The sequence below is a fragment of the Enterobacter cloacae complex sp. SHL009 genome (assembly GCF_049237205.1).
Lineage (GTDB): Bacteria > Pseudomonadota > Gammaproteobacteria > Enterobacterales > Enterobacteriaceae > Enterobacter > Enterobacter cloacae_M.
This window is the reverse complement of record NZ_JBMKIW010000001.1, coordinates 679,959-696,895: the sequence shown is the minus strand read 5'-3', so window position 1 is coordinate 696,895 and position 16,937 is coordinate 679,959. Positions and strand designations below refer to the sequence as shown.

The 16,937-nt window shown below is 55.9% G+C and carries 16 protein-coding genes; 12 read left to right on the top strand and 4 right to left on the bottom strand.

Annotated features, from left to right (window positions below):
- Positions 1–82: 82 nt before the first annotated feature.
- Complete coding sequence (locus ACOTZC_RS03465) at positions 83–994, bottom strand: LysR family transcriptional regulator (RefSeq protein WP_023311481.1); 912 nt, start codon at positions 992–994, stop codon at positions 83–85.
- A gap of 175 nt (positions 995–1,169) precedes the next feature.
- On the opposite strand from ACOTZC_RS03465, the gene ACOTZC_RS03460 reads away from it, so the two are divergent.
- The 7 genes from ACOTZC_RS03460 to uspE all read left to right on the top strand — a co-directional run bounded on the left by ACOTZC_RS03460 (position 1,170) and on the right by uspE (position 8,343).
- Positions 1,170–2,480: a M20 family metallo-hydrolase gene (locus tag ACOTZC_RS03460; RefSeq protein WP_047174687.1), complete on the top strand. Its 1,311-nt coding sequence runs from the start codon at positions 1,170–1,172 to the stop codon at positions 2,478–2,480.
- Positions 2,480–3,925: a M20 family metallopeptidase gene (locus tag ACOTZC_RS03455; RefSeq protein WP_045401305.1), complete on the top strand. Its 1,446-nt coding sequence runs from the start codon at positions 2,480–2,482 to the stop codon at positions 3,923–3,925. The genes ACOTZC_RS03460 and ACOTZC_RS03455 overlap by 1 nt, the downstream gene beginning before the upstream one ends.
- Before the next feature lie 41 nt (positions 3,926–3,966).
- Positions 3,967–5,493: a p-aminobenzoyl-glutamate transporter gene (abgT, locus tag ACOTZC_RS03450; RefSeq protein ID WP_163353731.1), complete on the top strand. Its 1,527-nt coding sequence runs from the start codon at positions 3,967–3,969 to the stop codon at positions 5,491–5,493.
- Positions 5,494–5,503: 10 nt separating this feature from the next.
- Positions 5,504–6,019, top strand: a complete 516-nt coding sequence (gene ogt, locus ACOTZC_RS03445) for a methylated-DNA--[protein]-cysteine S-methyltransferase (protein WP_063409056.1) — start codon at positions 5,504–5,506, stop codon at positions 6,017–6,019.
- Positions 6,020–6,202: 183 nt separating this feature from the next.
- Positions 6,203–6,955 carry a fumarate/nitrate reduction transcriptional regulator Fnr gene (gene fnr / locus ACOTZC_RS03440; RefSeq protein WP_006174991.1) on the top strand — a complete coding sequence of 251 codons (753 nt, stop codon included), beginning with the start codon at positions 6,203–6,205 and terminating at the stop codon, positions 6,953–6,955.
- Positions 6,956–7,130: 175 nt separating this feature from the next.
- A complete protein-coding gene (locus ACOTZC_RS03435) occupies positions 7,131–7,283 on the top strand; it encodes a hypothetical protein (protein WP_223826004.1) in 153 nt (50 codons plus the stop codon).
- A gap of 109 nt (positions 7,284–7,392) precedes the next feature.
- Positions 7,393–8,343: a universal stress protein UspE gene (gene uspE, locus ACOTZC_RS03430; protein WP_023311476.1), complete on the top strand. Its 951-nt coding sequence runs from the start codon at positions 7,393–7,395 to the stop codon at positions 8,341–8,343.
- A gap of 120 nt (positions 8,344–8,463) precedes the next feature.
- Here uspE and pntB read toward each other — a convergent pair whose 3' ends face one another.
- The gene (gene pntB, locus ACOTZC_RS03425) at positions 8,464–9,852 is read right to left on the bottom strand and encodes a Re/Si-specific NAD(P)(+) transhydrogenase subunit beta (RefSeq protein WP_032668239.1); all 1,389 of its coding nucleotides are present in this window, start codon (positions 9,850–9,852) and stop codon (positions 8,464–8,466) included.
- A 10-nt stretch (positions 9,853–9,862) separates the two neighbouring features.
- Positions 9,863–11,392 (bottom strand): Re/Si-specific NAD(P)(+) transhydrogenase subunit alpha, encoded by a 1,530-nt coding sequence (pntA, locus tag ACOTZC_RS03420; RefSeq protein ID WP_023311474.1) that lies wholly within the window; start codon positions 11,390–11,392, stop codon positions 9,863–9,865.
- Between the two features lie 535 nt (positions 11,393–11,927).
- Between pntA and ydgH the strand changes: the two genes are divergently transcribed.
- The 3 genes from ydgH (at position 11,928) to folM (ending at position 15,202) form a co-directional block, all read left to right on the top strand.
- On the top strand, positions 11,928–12,872 hold the full coding sequence (gene ydgH, locus ACOTZC_RS03415; RefSeq protein WP_045356963.1) for a DUF1471 family protein YdgH: 945 nt from the start codon (positions 11,928–11,930) through the stop codon (positions 12,870–12,872).
- Positions 12,873–13,057: 185 nt separating this feature from the next.
- Complete coding sequence (locus tag ACOTZC_RS03410) at positions 13,058–14,440, top strand: amino acid permease (RefSeq protein WP_421635587.1); 1,383 nt, start codon at positions 13,058–13,060, stop codon at positions 14,438–14,440.
- A 39-nt stretch (positions 14,441–14,479) separates the two neighbouring features.
- Positions 14,480–15,202: a dihydromonapterin reductase gene (gene folM / locus ACOTZC_RS03405; RefSeq protein ID WP_045401319.1), complete on the top strand. Its 723-nt coding sequence runs from the start codon at positions 14,480–14,482 to the stop codon at positions 15,200–15,202.
- On the opposite strand, the gene ACOTZC_RS03400 is transcribed toward folM, so the two are convergent.
- Complete coding sequence (locus ACOTZC_RS03400; RefSeq protein WP_023311470.1) at positions 15,199–15,534, bottom strand: GlpM family protein; 336 nt, start codon at positions 15,532–15,534, stop codon at positions 15,199–15,201. The genes folM and ACOTZC_RS03400 overlap by 4 nt on opposite strands.
- A 128-nt stretch (positions 15,535–15,662) precedes the next feature.
- Here ACOTZC_RS03400 and rstA point away from each other — a divergent pair, with 128 nt between their 5' ends.
- Positions 15,663–16,379 (top strand): two-component system response regulator RstA, encoded by a 717-nt coding sequence (gene rstA / locus ACOTZC_RS03395; protein ID WP_021241154.1) that lies wholly within the window; start codon positions 15,663–15,665, stop codon positions 16,377–16,379.
- 246 nt (positions 16,380–16,625) lie between these two features.
- Positions 16,626–16,886 carry a hypothetical protein gene (locus tag ACOTZC_RS03390; RefSeq protein WP_045401321.1) on the top strand — a complete coding sequence of 87 codons (261 nt, stop codon included), beginning with the start codon at positions 16,626–16,628 and terminating at the stop codon, positions 16,884–16,886.
- Positions 16,887–16,937 lie beyond the last annotated feature (51 nt).

Sequence of the window (16,937 nt, the reverse complement as noted above, 5' to 3'; positions counted from 1 at the left end):
AGGATTGGCGAAAGGACGTACTGCTGTGTGTACTATAGGGTCTGTCTGATGTCGGGCAGATCCTGTTTTTTTAGTCTGTATTTCACGCGACGACTATTTTCCTCACCTCCCTTCTGAACTGCGTAATTAATGACTCAGCAAGGGGAGTCTGACGTGAATCACGACGCTGAATTAAATAATAGGTTGCTTTAGGAAGCGATTCGACAACCGGCAGCATGACCAGACGGTGTGCCAGCAGCGGGTCACAGCCTAGCTCCTGCGGCAATATGCTTAAAAAATCACTTTGCGCGACCAGGCTAATACAGGAAGAAAATGTTTCGCAAACCACACCAATTCGCGGTATTTGCGAACGATCGCTAAATACCTCCTCTAATTGCTTATAATAACTTCCCCGCGGCGTCGGCATTGTCCAGTTATAATGCAGAAGTTCATTAATTGACGTTGCCCCCATTGCCGGGTGACCTTCCCGACAAAATACCGCAAACGGTTTTTCGAAGAGCTTTTCAAACGTAAATTCCTGGTCGTAAGGCCCCTGATAATAGGTATTGATGGTGAAGTCCAGCTCGCCCTGGCGTAATTCATTGATCATCGACACCAGCTGCCCTTCCATAATCCGCACCTTGACCTGCGGATGCTGCGCATGAAAGCGGGTGATAACGGCGGGCATCAGCGTGCGTGAAACGCTGGCCCCCATCCCGATGTTGATCTGCCCGGCCAGCTCCCCCTGCCGCTGACGGATATCATCCTGCGCCGCGCGCAGCTCTTCCAGAATCAACCTGGCGCGCTGGTAAAAGCCCTCACCGCATTCGGTCAACGCGACGCCTTTACTCCTGCGCACGAAAAGCTGCGCCGCCATGCCCTCCTCCAGCTCTTTGATGGATTTGGTCAGCGCCGGCTGGGAAAGATTCAGCGTCCTGCTGGCACCGCGAATGCTGCCCTGACGCGCAACCTCAACAAACGCCCGGATTTGATGAAATTTAATCTGGAATGTCATAGCCCGACCGATAACCGTTGTTTATCAGAGTAAAGAAACTGTCATCTACTTTAATGGAAAGGGATGTGCGAGGGTAATTCCTGAACGGTTAAAACTGTGAAAAAACGGTTAGTGATAAGTAAAAACTATCACAGCGTGAAGCAGTTCACATATTTTAATGATGACAGGAACAGATATGGACACACTGGCGCAGTACATCCAGACATTATCCCCGCAGCTGAGCGCATGGCGTCGCGATTTTCACCATTTCGCGGAATCCGGCTGGGTAGAGTTTCGAACGGCCGCGAAAGTCGCGGAAATCCTCGATTCGCTGGGTTACGAACTGGCGATGGGCCGCGACGTCGTCGATGCCGAAAGCCGGATGGGGCTGCCCGATGCAGCTACCCTGGCGCAAGAGTTTGCCCGCGCGCGGGCGCAGGGCGCGCCAGAGAAATGGCTGGCGCCGTTTGAGGGCGGGTTTACCGGCATTGTGGCGACCCTCAATACCGGACGTCCTGGACCGACCCTGGCATTTCGCGTCGACATGGATGCCCTTGATTTAAGCGAAGCGCTGGATGAAAGCCATCGCCCGTTCCGCGACGGGTTTGCCTCCTGCAACGCGGGCATGATGCACGCCTGCGCGCACGACGGCCACACCGCTATTGGTCTGGGGCTGGCGCAGGTGCTTAAGCAGAATGACACGCAGCTCAACGGCACCATCAAGCTGATCTTCCAGCCTGCCGAAGAAGGTACCCGCGGCGCGCGCGCCATGGTTGCCGCCGGGGCGCTGGACGACGTGGACTATTACACGGCCATCCATATTGGTACCGGCGTCCCTGCCGGAACGGTGATTTGCGGCAGCGATAACTTTATGGCCACCACCAAGTTTGACGTGAACTTTACCGGCGTTGCCGCACACGCGGGCGGTAAACCGGAGGACGGACGTAACGCCCTGCTCGCCGCCGCGCAGGCCGCCCTCGCCCTGCACAGCATCGCCCCGCACAGCGACGGCGCCTCCCGGGTGAACGTCGGAGTGATGCAGGCGGGCAGCGGACGCAACGTGGTGCCCGCGAATGCCCTGATAAAGGTTGAAACGCGCGGCGAAAGCGAAGCGATTAATCAGTATGTCTTTGAACGCGCGCAGGCGGTTATTACCGGCGCAGCGGCGCTCTACGGCGTGAGCGCCGAGATGCGCCTGATGGGCGCCGCAACCTCCAGCGCGCCGACACCGGCGTGGGTTGATTACCTGCGCGAACAGGCGAGCCGGGTTTCCGGGATTATTCACGCCATCGATAAGGTGAAGGCGCCAGCGGGTTCCGAAGACGCCACGCTGATGATGGCCCGCGTGCAGGAGAACGGCGGCATGGCGTCCTATATGGTGTTCGGCACGGATTTGAGCGCCGGACATCACAACGAAAAATTCGACTTCGATGAACAGGTCATGGCGATTGCCATTGAAACGCTGGCGCGAACTGCGCTCAATTTCCCGTGGACGCGAGGTGTGTAATGCAGGAGAACTACGCTTTTATTGCCGATGCGATCGACACGCGATGTCGGACGTTAACCGATATTGCCGACGCGATCTGGGATCGTCCTGAAACCCGCTTCGAAGAGTTCTGGTCCGCCGAACGGCTGGCCAGCGAGCTGGAGGCCGAGGGCTTCACGCTGACGCGCGAGGCCGGCGGTATTCCAAATGCCTTTATCGCCAGCTTCGGCAGCGGGAAACCGGTCATTGCCCTGCTGGGCGAATACGACGCGCTGGCCGGGCTAAGCCAGCAGGCGCACTGCGCGACGGCGCAATCCGCCACGCCGGGGGCCAACGGCCATGGCTGCGGGCATAACCTCTTAGGCACCGCGGCGCTTGCGGGCGCGGTGGCGGTGAAAAGCTGGCTGGAGCAGCACGGCGGCAGCGGAACGGTGCGTTTTTATGGCTGTCCCGGCGAGGAAGGTGGCTCCGGGAAAACCTTTATGGTGCGCGAAGGTCTGTTTGATGACGTCGATGCCGCCGTCACCTGGCACCCGGAAGCCTTCGCCGGGATGTTTAACGTCAGCACGCTGGCGAATATTCAGGCAGCCTGGCGTTTTCACGGCGTGGCGGCGCATGCGGCCAACTCCCCTCATCTGGGGCGCAGCGCGCTGGACGCCGTGACGCTGATGACTACCGGCACCAACTTCCTCAACGAACACATCATTGAGAAAGCGCGCGTCCATTACGCCATCACCGATACCGGCGGGATTTCGCCCAACGTGGTGCAGGCGCAGGCCGAGGTGCTGTATCTGATCCGCGCCCCGGAGATGGCCGATGCGCAGCAGATCTACGAACGCATCGAAAAAATCGCTCAGGGCGCGGCGATGATGACCGAAACCACCGTCGAGTGCCGCTTTGATAAAGCCTGCTCCAGCTACCTGCCGAACCGCACGCTTGAAGCGGCGATGTATCGCGCGTTGCAGCACTACGGCACGCCGCTCTGGACGGAGGAAGAACGCACCTTCGCCCGCGAGATCCGCGCCACCCTGACGCCCAACGATCTGCAAAACAGCCTGAAAAATATTGCTGCAACGGGCGGTGATGCGGGTAAAGCCTTTGCCCGGCGTCATCAGGAGACGCTGCTGGTGGATGAAGTCGCGCCCTATGCCATCACCGACAACGTGCTGGCGGGTTCAACCGACGTGGGCGACGTAAGCTGGAAAATGCCGGTCGCCCAGTGCTTCAGCCCCTGCTTTACCGTCGGCACGCCGCTGCACACCTGGCAGCTGGTGGCGCAGGGACGTACCTCCATTGCCCACAAAGGCATGCTGCTGGCCGGAAAAGTGATGGGCGCAACCGCGCTTAACCTGCTGCAGGACGCGGCGCTACTGAAAAAATGCCGTGAAGAGTTCGAACAACAAATACAAGAAAAACCGTACGTGTGTCCGATCCCACAGGGCGTGACACCGTCACCTTTAAAATAAAAAAACACAACACAACAACACAACACTCTCGAGGAACGCCCATGAGTATGTCTTCCATACCTTCGCATTCCCCATCCGGTAAGCTCTATGGCTGGGTTGAAAGGATCGGCAATAAAGTGCCGCACCCTTTCCTGCTGTTTATCTATCTGATTGTGATTTTAATGGTCGCCACCGCCGTGCTCTCCGCCTTTGACGTGAGCGTGCGCAGCCCGGCTGACGGCAGCCTGGTGGCGGTAAAAAACCTGCTCAGCGTTGACGGGCTGCACTGGTTTTTACCCAACGTGATTAAAAACTTCAGCGGCTTCGCCCCGCTGGGCGCCATTCTGGCGCTGGTGCTGGGCGCCGGGCTTGCTGAACGCGTGGGCTTGCTGCCTGCATTAATGGTGAAGATGGCTTCTCACGTCAGCGCGCGTTACGCCAGCTATATGGTGCTGTTTATCGCCTTCTTCAGCCATATCTCCTCCGACGCCGCGCTGGTGATCATGCCGCCGATGGGGGCGCTGATTTTCCTCGCCGTCGGGCGTCACCCCGTGGCGGGCCTGCTGTCGGCGATTGCGGGCGTGGGCTGTGGATTTACCGCCAACCTGCTGATCGTAACCACCGACGTGCTGCTCTCTGGCATCAGCACGGAGGCGGCAAAGACCATCGATGCGGCAATGCACGTCAGCGTGATCGACAACTGGTACTTTATGGCCAGCTCGGTGATTGTCCTGACGATTGTCGGCGGGCTGATTACCGATAAAATCATCGAGCCGCGGCTGGGTAAATGGGAAGGCCGTAGCGATGAAAAGCTGGAGACCCTGAGCAAAGAGCAGCGCTTCGGCCTGCGCGTGGCGGGCGTGGTCTCGCTGGCCTTTATCGCGCTGGTGGCGCTGATGGTGGTGCCGGAAAACGGCATATTGCGCGATCCGGTTAAACATACCGTCCTGCCCTCGCCGTTTATTCAGGGCATCGTGCCGCTGATTATTCTGTTTTTCTTTGTCGTCTCGCTCGCCTACGGTATCGCTACCGGCAAAATCCGCCGTCAGGGCGATCTGCCGCAGCTGATGATCGAGCCGATGAAAGAGATGGCGGGCTTTATCGTGATGGTGTTCCCGCTGGCGCAGTTTGTGGCGATGTTTAACTGGAGCAACATGGGCAAGTTTATGGCAGTGGGCCTGACCGACGCGCTGGAGACGGCCGGGCTAAGCGGCGTACCGGCGTTTGTCGGCCTGGCGCTGCTGTCATCCCTGCTGTGCATGTTTATCGCCAGCGGCTCCGCCATCTGGTCGATTCTGGCCCCCATCTTCGTGCCGATGTTTATGATGCTGGGTTTTCATCCTGCATTTGCCCAGATCCTGTTCCGCATCGCGGACTCCTCGGTGATTCCGCTGGCGCCGGTTTCGCCGTTTGTTCCGCTGTTTTTAGGCTTCCTGCAGCGCTATAAACCCGAGGCCAAACTGGGTACCTACTATTCGCTGGTTTTACCCTACCCGCTTATCTTTTTAGGGGTATGGCTGGTGATGCTGGTGGCATGGTATCTTGTCGGCCTGCCGATTGGGCCGGGGATTTACCCGAGGCTGAACTAAAGGAATGAGGATGCTGAGATTACTCGAAGATAAGATTGCGACGCCGCTCGGGCCGCTGTGGGTGATCGCGGACGAGCAGTTCTGCCTGCGCGCCGTCGAATGGGAAGAGCACAGCGACCGCATGGAAGAACTGCTCCATGTTCACTACCGCTCACAGGGGTATGAACGTATCCGCGCCACCAACCCGGGCGGGCTGAGCGACAAGCTTACGGCCTACTTCGAAGGCGATCTCAGCATCATCGATACTCTGCCGACCGCCACGGCAGGCACGCCTTTTCAGCGCGAAGTGTGGCAGGCGCTGCGGTCCATTCCCTGCGGGCAGGTCATGCATTACGGCCAGCTCGCGGAACAGCTAGGCCGCGCGGGCGCCGCACGCGCGGTGGGTGCCGCTAACGGCTCTAACCCGGTCAGCATCGTGGTGCCCTGCCATCGCGTCATTGGCCGCAACGGCACCATGACAGGCTATGCCGGCGGCGTGCAGCGCAAAGAGTGGCTGCTGCGTCACGAAGGGTATCTCCTGCTCTAGCTTCCAGGCTTTTTGTGCTTAATTTTCTTCCGGTTAGGCTAAAAATCCATAATCAAGCTGTGGAATTTCAAGAAGATGGCGACACAATGTCGCCACTTGCCCTTATTGAGGGTTTGTCAGGCTTACGTACTTACCAAAAAGATGTTAAAATTGACCAATATCAATTAAGGCTTGAGCAAACCTATGATCCCGGAAAAGCGAATTATACGACGCATTCAGTCTGGCGGTTGTGCTATCCATTGCCAGGATTGCAGCATCAGCCAGCTCTGTATCCCGTTTACCCTGAATGAGCATGAACTCGATCAGCTTGATAATATCATTGAGCGCAAAAAGCCTATTCAGAAAGGGCAGACGCTGTTTAAAGCGGGAGACGAACTGAAATCGCTCTATGCTATCCGTTCTGGCACCATCAAAAGCTACACCATCACCGAACAGGGTGATGAGCAGATCACCGGCTTCCATCTGGCGGGCGACCTGGTGGGCTTTGATGCCATCGGCACGGGCCATCACCCGAGCTTTGCTCAGGCGCTCGAAACCTCAATGGTTTGCGAAATCCCGTTTGAAACCCTGGACGATCTGTCCGGCAAGATGCCTAACCTGCGTCAGCAGATGATGCGTCTGATGAGCGGTGAGATCAAAGGCGATCAGGACATGATTCTGCTGCTTTCTAAAAAGAACGCAGAAGAGCGCCTGGCCGCATTTATCTACAACCTCTCCCGCCGCTTCGCCGAGCGTGGCTTCTCGCCGCGTGAGTTCCGTCTGACGATGACGCGTGGCGATATCGGTAACTACCTGGGCCTGACCGTGGAAACCATCAGCCGTCTGCTGGGCCGTTTCCAGAAAAGCGGGATGCTGGCCGTTAAAGGTAAATACATCACTATCGAAAACGGTGAGGCGCTGGCCGTTCTTGCCGGGCACGCCCGCAACGTGGCGTAACTCTCCGCATATCAATCACCAGACCAATAAATCTTGTGATTTATTGGTCTGGTATAATCACTCCCGTTTCAGAACATTTTCACCGTAGCACGTCCCCACACAGCGCCCAAAAGGTTCTCGTTGAGGTTATGAATTGAGAGAAAGTTTGTTTTTCGTTTCAGTCGTGATTGCCTCTGTGACCTTTCTCTTCATCTGGATCATGCTTGTCGGCCCAATGAAGGGGGAGGAAAAAACCTACGTTCAGGACTCCACGACCTTTGCGATAGCGGTGATGGTGCTGCTGTTTATTGCGTTTATCGCGGTGACGACTACGGTGCTTTTCCTCTGATAAATTTTCATGAATTATTGATCTGGCAAAACCTCCCCTCTGTTTCATTCAGGATATATAGGTTACTCTTTTAATTACAGACTGTGGTGACAGTAGTAAGGAGACCTGTATGGCCAAGTATCAAAACATGCTGGTAGCTATCGATCCGAATCAGGACGATCAGCCGGCATTACGACGTGCTGTGTATTTACATCAACGGATTGGTGGCAAAATCAAAGCGTTTTTGCCGATCTATGACTTCTCGTATGAGATGACCACCCTTCTGTCGCCTGACGAGCGCACCGCTATGCGTCAGGGCGTCATCAGCCAGCGTACCGCGTGGATCCGTGAACAGGCGAAGTATTATCTGGAAGCGGGCGTGCCCATTGATATTAAAGTGGTCTGGCATAACCGACCTTTCGAAGCCATCATCCAGGAAATTGTCGCCGGCGGGCACGACCTGCTGCTGAAGATGGCGCACCAGCACGACAAGCTGGAATCCGTGATCTTCACCCCGACCGACTGGCACCTGCTGCGCAAATGTCCTTGCCCGGTCTGGATGGTGAAAGACCAGCCGTGGCCTGAAGGCGGGAAAGCCGTTGTGGCGGTAAACCTCGCGAGCGAAGAGGATTACCACAACTCGCTGAACGAGAAGCTGGTGAAGGAGACCATCCAGCTTGCCGACCAGGTGAATCATACCGAAGTGCATCTGGTTGGCGCCTATCCGGTCACGCCGATCAATATCGCCATTGAGCTGCCTGAATTTGACCCGAGCGTGTACAACGACGCGATCCGGGGTCAGCATCTGCTGGCCATGAAAACGCTGCGTCAGAAATTCAGCATCGATGAGAAAATGACCCACGTGGAAAAAGGGCTGCCTGAAGAGGTGATCCCGGATCTGGCGGAACACCTGCAGGCGGGGATTGTGGTGCTGGGTACCATCGGCCGGACCGGTATTTCTGCCGCCTTCCTCGGCAACACCGCCGAACAGGTGATCGACCATCTGCGCTGCGACCTGCTGGTCATTAAGCCGGATGATTACCAGACGCCGGTTGAGCTGGACGATCCGGAAGACGATTAACGCCTGACGCCCGGCGGCACAGGCTTGCCGGGCCTACAAACCCGTAGGCCGGGTGCGCGTCAGCGCCACCCGGCAATAAAAAAACCGCCGAATTCGGCGGTTTTTTCGTTTCAGCGCAACTTACAGCGCTTTCAGAATCGCATCCACGCTGGCTTTAGCATCGCCGAACAGCATGTGGGTGTTCTCTTTGAAGAACAGCGGGTTCTGAACCCCGGCATAGCCGGTATTCATGGAGCGTTTAAACACAATCACGTTCTGCGCCTTCCATACTTCCAGAACAGGCATACCGGCGATTGGGCTACCCGGGTCGTCCTGTGCCGCAGGGTTAACGGTATCGTTGGCGCCAATGACCAGCACGGTGTCGGTGTCGGCGAAATCATCGTTGATCTCATCCATTTCCAGCACGATGTCGTAAGGCACTTTCGCTTCCGCCAGCAGCACGTTCATATGGCCTGGCAGACGCCCTGCCACCGGGTGGATACCAAAGCGAACCTTGATGCCGCGCGCGCGCAGCTTCTCGGTGATTTCCGCAACCGGATACTGCGCCTGCGCCACCGCCATGCCGTAGCCTGGAGTGATGATCACGGAGTGCGAATTTTTCAGCATGTCTGCGGTATCTTCCGCAGAAATTTCACGGTGCTCACCCACTTCTTCATCCGCACTGGAAGAAGACCCATCGGTCCCGAAACCACCGGCGATAACGCTGATGAACGAGCGGTTCATCGCCTTACACATAATGTAAGACAGGATCGCACCGGAAGAACCCACCAGCGCACCGGTGACGATCAGCAGGTCGTTGCTCAGCATAAAGCCTGCCGCCGCTGCCGCCCAACCGGAGTAGGAGTTCAGCATCGAGACAACCACCGGCATATCCGCACCGCCGATGGACGCCACCAGGTGCCAGCCAAACGCCAGCGCGATGATGGTCATCACCAGCAACGCCAGTACCTGCAGGCCCACGCTTTCGGTACGCACGAAGACCACCAGCAGAACAAACGACACCACCAGCGCCGCGAGGTTCAGCTTATGACGGTTTGGCAGCATCAGCGGTTTAGAGGAGATCTTCCCGCGCAGCTTGCCGAACGCGACAATGGAACCGGTGAAGGTCACCGCACCGATGAAGATACCGAGGAACACTTCCGTCAGGTGGATATTCACCAGAATCGGTTCCAGGCCCGGTTCGTGATACAGGTAGCTGTTGAACCCCACCAGCACCGCCGCCAGACCCACGAAGCTGTGCAGAATGGCAACCAGCTCCGGCATCTCGGTCATTTCAACGCGTTTTGCCAGGCGAATACCAATCGCGCCGCCGATGATCATCGCCACCAGGATCCACGCCACGTTGCCGGTATCCGGCCCGAAGATGGTGGCAATCAGCGCAATCGCCATCCCGGCGATACCAAAGTTATTACCCTGCTGAGACGTTTCGTGTTTGGAAAGCCCCGCCAGACTGAAAATAAACAGGATTGCAGCAACAATGTATGCGGCTGTCACTAATCCTCCAGACATATGCTACCCCTTAGCCTTTACGAAACATTTTCAGCATGCGCTGAGTCACGGTGAAACCACCGAAAATATTGATACTGGCGATCAGCACCGCGATAAAGCTCAGGAAGCTGATCCAGCCGCCGTGACCAATCTGCAGTAACGCCCCCACCACGATGATCCCCGAGATGGCGTTGGTTACCGACATCAGCGGCGTATGCAGCGCATGGGAGACGTTCCACACCACGTAGTAGCCCACGACGCAGGAGAGCGCGAAGACGGTAAAGTGGCCGAGGAACTCTTTTGGTGCGACGTCAGCCAGCCAGCCGAACAGAATAATCACCAGCGCCATGATCGCGTATTTGCGCCACGGAGAAGCCGGTTTGGCGGGTTCTTTTGGCTCAGGTGCCGCTTTCGTTGCCGCCTGAGGCTGAGCAGAAACCTGAATAGGCGGCGCAGGCCAGGTAATTTCACCTTCACGAACCACCGTGACGCCGCGCACAACCACATCGTCGAAATCAACGGTGACGTTGCCGTCTTTCTCTTTGCAGAGCAGCTTCAGCAGGTTGACGAGGTTGGTGCCGTACAACTGAGAAGACTGCGTAGGCAGGCGGCCCGGCAGATCGGTATAGCCGATCACCTTCACGCCGTTAGCGGTCGTGGTTACCTGATTTGGAACGGTATATTCACAGTTACCGCCGTTTTGGGCGGCCAGGTCGACAATCACGCTGCCCGGCTTCATGGAGTCAACCATCTCACGGGTAATCAGCTTCGGCGCCGGTTTACCCGGGATAAGCGCGGTGGTGACAATAATGTCGACATCTTTCGCCTGGGCGGCGAAGAGTTCCATTTCGGCTTTGATAAAGGCTTCGGACATCACCTTCGCGTAACCGTCGCCGCTGCCTGCTTCTTCCTTGAAATCCAGCTCAAGGAATTCGGCGCCCATACTCTGGACCTGTTCCTTTACTTCAGGACGGGTGTCAAAGGCGCGTACGATAGCGCCCAGACTGTTTGCCGCACCGATTGCGGCAAGGCCCGCCACGCCTGCGCCAATCACCATCACTTTCGCCGGAGGGACTTTACCCGCGGCGGTGATTTGACCGGTAAAGAAGCGACCAAACTCGTGGGCCGCCTCAACAATAGCGCGGTAGCCGGCAATGTTTGCCATGGAGCTTAAGGCATCCAGCGACTGCGCGCGCGAAATGCGCGGCACGGAGTCCATCGCCATCACGGTCACGCCGCGGGCCGCCAGCTTCTCCATCAGCTCCGGGTTTTGCGCAGGCCAGATGAAGCTCACCAGGGTCGTTCCCGGATTGAGCAGCGCAATCTCACTCTCTTCCGGTGCGTTGACCTTCAGAATCACCGGCGACTGCCAGACGTCAGCACCGTCGACCACTTCCGCGCCGGCCTGGATAAAGGCCTCGTCATCGAAACTCGCCAGTTTGCCCGCGCCGCTTTCAACCGCGACCGTAAAACCCAGTTTAAGCAGTTGCTCCACCGTTTTCGGTGTTGCCGCTACGCGGGTTTCATTGGCTAACCGTTCTTTTGGTACCCCAATACGCATAGTTTTCCCTTCCATCGGTTTTTGATGATGGTTTATCGATAAATGCCCGCGGTTTGTATCAATTTTCGCCATCGCGCAAGCGACGAGAGATGATTAACCCCGGAAAATAAAACAGTAACAAACTGTCTATAACCTACTGAAAATAGCGCCCGTGATCTACCGCCAGAAAACACTATTTCTTACTTTATCTGTGAAAAATAAGCGATCGGCGTCACTGACAGTGATATTTACCTTAAATTCACTGCCAGAACCGATAAAACGCGCAAGCGAAGCGGTAAAAACATGATATAGCGCCATAAGAGAACAACTTGTTAACATTAAATTAACTTGTAAAAGTCATATGCTTTATCAGTTTTACTTGTCAAACGCGTGTTTTTTCAACATATCACTAAATGTTATCGAATTCGGTGATTCAGTAAGCACAGGCAGTGAAAAATGGCGCAGACAGCGACGGGTTTTAAATGCAATAATCGGGACCGTCTCAAATTAACAACAATACCAGTACATGGTTTGCGCAAGGCGAAGGATCATTTTTATGAAGCTTAAGAACACACTCCTGGCGTCCGCACTTCTTTCCGCGACCGCCCTGTCTGCGAATGCCGCAACAGAGTTAACGCCGGAGCAAGCGGCAGCGTTAAAACCTTTTGACCATACGGTCATTGTGGGTCGTTATAATTCTATTGGCGACGCCGTCGCCGCTGCATCAAAAGCCGCAGATAAAAACGGAGCGGCCTCGTTTTATGTGGTTGACCAGTCCGATTACGGCAACAGCGGTAACCAGCGCGTGACCATTGCGCTGTTCAAAGACAATGCGCCGAAAGCTGACGCACCAAAAAACCGCGTGATCAACGGTGTTGTTGAACTGCCGAAAGATCAGGCGATTGAGCTGGAACCTTACGACACCGTCACCGTTCAGGGCTTCTATCGCAGCCAGCCTGAAGTGAACGATGCCATTACCAAAGCCGCGAAAGAGAAAGGTGCCTACTCTTTCTTCATCGTGCGTCAGGTCGATGCTAACCAGGGTGGCAACCAGCGTATTACCGCGTTCATCTATAAAAAAGATGCGAAAAAACGTGTTCTGCAGAGCCCGGATGCCATCCCGGCGAATTCAGAAGCAGGTCGCGCGGCGCTAGCTAAAGGCGGCGAAGAAGCGAAGAAAGTTGAAATTCCAGGCGTAGCAACGACGGCTGCTCCAAGCGCTGAAGTGGGCCGTTTCTTCGAAACGCAGTCCACGAAAGGTGGCCGTTATTCCGTTACGCTGCCGGACGGTACCAAAATTGAAGAGTTGAACAACGCCACTGCAGCGCAGATGGTGCCGTTCGACAGCATCAAGTTTACCGGCAACTACGGCAACATGACGGAAGTCTCTTACCAGGTCGCCAAGCGTGCGGCGAAGAAAGGGGCGAAGTACTACCACATCACCCGCCAGTGGCAGGAACGTGGTAACAACGTAACCATCAGCGCCGATCTGTACAAGTAACAACATCGTTTACGAAAGGCGGCGCAATGCCGCCTTTTTTTGTTACTTTTTTTGAATTTCTGCCTCACGTCATTGCATGCATTCGTTACACTCCGTAAAATCCCGCGCCTTAGTGTGATCCACCATTTTTATGCGCCTGAGCGAAATAATTATTCTGGATTTTGACCTTTCATAACAGGAAGCCAATGGAAAAGAAACTTGGCCTGAGTGCTCTGACTGCACTCGTTTTAAGCTCAATGCTGGGTGCAGGCGTATTCAGTTTGCCGCAAAATATGGCCGCCGTCGCCAGCCCTTCCGCGCTCATCATTGGCTGGGGCATTACGGGTGTCGGCATACTGCTGCTGGCCTTCGCGATGCTGCTGCTCACCCGCATTCGCCCGGATCTTGACGGCGGCATTTTCACCTATGCGCGTGAAGGTTTCGGCGAGCTGATTGGCTTCTGTTCCGCATGGGGATACTGGCTGTGTGCCGTTATCGCCAACGTCTCTTATCTTGTAATCGTCTTCTCGGCGCTCAGTTTCTTTACCGATACGCCTGAGCTGCGCCTCTTTGGCGACGGGAATACCTGGCAGTCTATTGTGGGCGCCTCGGTGTTGCTGTGGTTCGTCCACTGGCTGGTGTTGCGTGGCGTACAAACGGCCGCCAGCATCAACCTGGTGGCGACGCTGGCGAAACTGGTTCCGCTCGGCCTGTTTATCGTTCTGGCCTTTATTGCGTTCCGTATGGACGTTTTCAGGCTTGATTTCAGCGGCGTTGCGCTGGGCGTTCCCGTCTGGGAGCAGGTGAAAAACACGATGCTGATTACCCTGTGGGTGTTCATCGGCGTAGAAGGCGCGGTCGTGGTTTCTGCCCGGGCCAGAAATAAACGCGATGTGGGCCGCGCCACGCTGCTGGCTGTACTGGCCGCGCTGGGGGTCTATTTGCTGGTGACGCTGCTGTCGCTGGGCGTGGTGGCGCGTCCTGAACTGGCTGAAATGCGTAACCCGTCAATGGCAGGCCTGATGGTGAAAATGCTCGGTCCCTGGGGCGACGTGGTGATTGCCGCAGGGCTGATCGTCTCCGTCTGCGGCGCTTACCTGAGCTGGACCATCATGGCGGCTGAAGTGCCGTTCCTGGCCGCGACGCACAAGGCGTTTCCACGCCTGTTCGCCCGTCAAAACCAAAACAGCGCGCCGTCGGCATCGCTCTGGCTGACCAACATCAGCGTTCAGGTCTGTCTGGTGCTGATCTGGCTCACAGGTTCTGACTATAACACCCTGCTGACCATCGCCTCGGAGATGATTCTGGTACCCTATTTCTTAGTGGGTGCGTATCTGTCAAAAATTGCCACACGCCCGGCGCATTATGTCGTGGGTGTCGGAGCCTGTATTTACGGCCTGTGGTTGTTGTATGCTTCCGGGCCTATGCATCTGCTGCTGTCGGTGGTGCTGTACGCACCGGGTCTGCTGGTGTTTATCTACGCCCGCCGCACGCATCAGCTGGAGAACGCGCTGAAACGCCGTGAAATGGCATTAATTGGACTGTTACTGGTTGCTGCCCTGCCGGCAACCTGGATGTTAATGGGTTAGCATCGCCTTTCCCATTGTTGAACTGTAAAGGAGAATACGATGGGAAATGCACCGCTTCGCCCAATACTGATTACCGGTGGAGGCCGCCGTATCGGCCTCGCCCTCGCCCATCACTTTCTCAACCTTCGCCATCCGGTCATTGTCAGCTACCGTACGGAATACCCGTCGATTGAAGGGTTACGCAAAGCCGGGGCGGTCTGCATTCAGGCTGATTTTTCGACCGATGAAGGCATTCTGGCTTTCGCGGAAAAGGTAAAAGCCGCCACGACGGGACTGCGCGCCGTGATCCATAACGCCAGCGCATGGCAAGCCGAAAAACCCGGTACGTCACTCAGCGAAACGCTCTCCTCCATGCTGCAGATCCACGTCAATGCCCCTTATCTGCTTAACCACGCTCTGCAGGATCTGCTCCGCGGTCATGGGCACGCGGCGGGCGACATTATTCACTTTACCGATTATGTGGTTGAGCGCGGCAGCGACAAGCACATCGCCTACGCGGCCAGCAAAGCCGCGCTGGATAATATGACACGCTCGTTTGCCCGCAAGCTCGCGCCCGAGGTGAAGGTGAACGCCATCGCCCCGGCGATGATTTTGTTTAACGAAAACGATGATGCAGAGTATCGTCAGCAGGCGCTGAATAAGTCGCTCATGAAAATCGCCCCGGGCGAGAAAGAGGTCATCGATCTTGTGGATTATCTGCTCACCAGCTGCTACGTCACCGGCAGAACCTTTGCCGTGGACGGCGGCCGACCGCTGCGCTAGTGAAAGCGGCTCCAGAAGAAAATTAACACCCAGGCGCTGAGTCCCCAGCAGACTACCGCCCCGCTCAGCGCCAGGGGAAGACGCAGAAAACCGGTGAAATACCACAGCGAAAGCAGGTAGAGAAAATACGGAATGATAGACCACATGCCAAACACGATGGTTGTGCGTAACGCTTCCGTGCCCCGCTCAGAAGCCACGATATAGTGGGCAATCAGCGCAAAGGTCGGGAACAGCGGGATTAGCCCGGCAATGTAGTAGTTTTTCGTTTTTGCCAGAATGCCAATCAGTAACACCACCAGCGCGCCCAGCGCGGCTTTGATCGCCAGCCCCATACTTTTTCCTATAACAATCAAATAACATTAAGAGCCAGAATAACGGAACCGGCGTTAATTTTGAAAGATTAATGGAAGGTTAAGGTTCCGCGGTGTATGTTGGCTTTTTTCACGAAAACAGACGCTGTATGAATAAGATTGTTTATGTTGAAGACGAACCCGAGGTCGGGCAACTGATCGCCGCCTATCTGGGTAAACATGATATGGACGTCATTGTTGAACCTCGCGGCGATCGTGCCGAAGAGGTGGTCGTCCGTGAAAACCCGGATCTGGTGCTGCTGGATATCATGCTGCCAGGCAAAGACGGCATGACGCTCTGCCGTGACCTGCGCGCCCGGTGGGAGGGCCCTATCGTTCTGCTCACCTCACTGGACAGCGATATGAACCACATTTTGTCGCTGGAGATGGGCGCAAATGACTACATTCTGAAAACCACACCGCCTGCCGTCCTGCTTGCCCGCCTGCGCCTGCATTTGCGCCAGCACGCCAGCATCGAACGCGAAGCGCCCGCGCCTTCTCTGACGCCGCACAAAGCGATGCGCTTCGGTACGCTGTCTATCGACCCTATTAACCGCCAGGTGCTGCTCTCCGGCGAGCTTATCGCCCTCTCCACCGCAGACTTTGACCTGCTGTGGGAGCTGGCAACGCACGCAGGGCAAATTATGGACCGCGACGCGCTGCTGAAAAACCTGCGTGGCGTGAGCTATGACGGAATGGACCGCAGCGTTGACGTGGCGATTTCGCGTCTGCGCAAAAAGCTGCAGGATAACGCTACCGAGCCCTACCGCATTAAAACCGTGCGTAACAAGGGTTATCTGTTTGCCCCGCACGCCTGGGAAACCTGACTCCGTTATCCGGTTAGCATAACCTGCGCGAAATGAAGGGATTAAACACCGATGCCCTCTCTTTCGCGCGTTTATTTATCCGTTTGCGCAACAATTGACTTGCTAAGCACGCGAACTATTCCATAATTAAGTCTCCCACTCTCCTTTCTTCAGCTCGCCCCGACTGCATGTAGACTCGCTTTCACCGCGAAGCGTTACGATATCTCTCCCATACAATCTTGAAATGAGGATTTAAGCCTATGGCATATGTATAGCTACAATCAGGTAGAAGCCATCAAAACCAATCTCGAGTGGATTGTTAATCAGGCAGCTTTAAGGCGCGCCTCTCCCTCGCGCTCCGATCAAAAAGCGCTTTTTGACCTGCTGGAACTTATCCAGTATTTCGAAATACTCCTGGATTTAATTAACGAATTCGGTACCGATGTGATTGATACGCACATTGCAGAAGGCCTGGCCGTGACGGAAAAACTCATCGCCAAGGTAAAAAACAGCGCGAAAGCCATGTAACACGCGCGACAGACGTGAAAAACGCGAAGGGTTTTCATGTATATTCTGCAC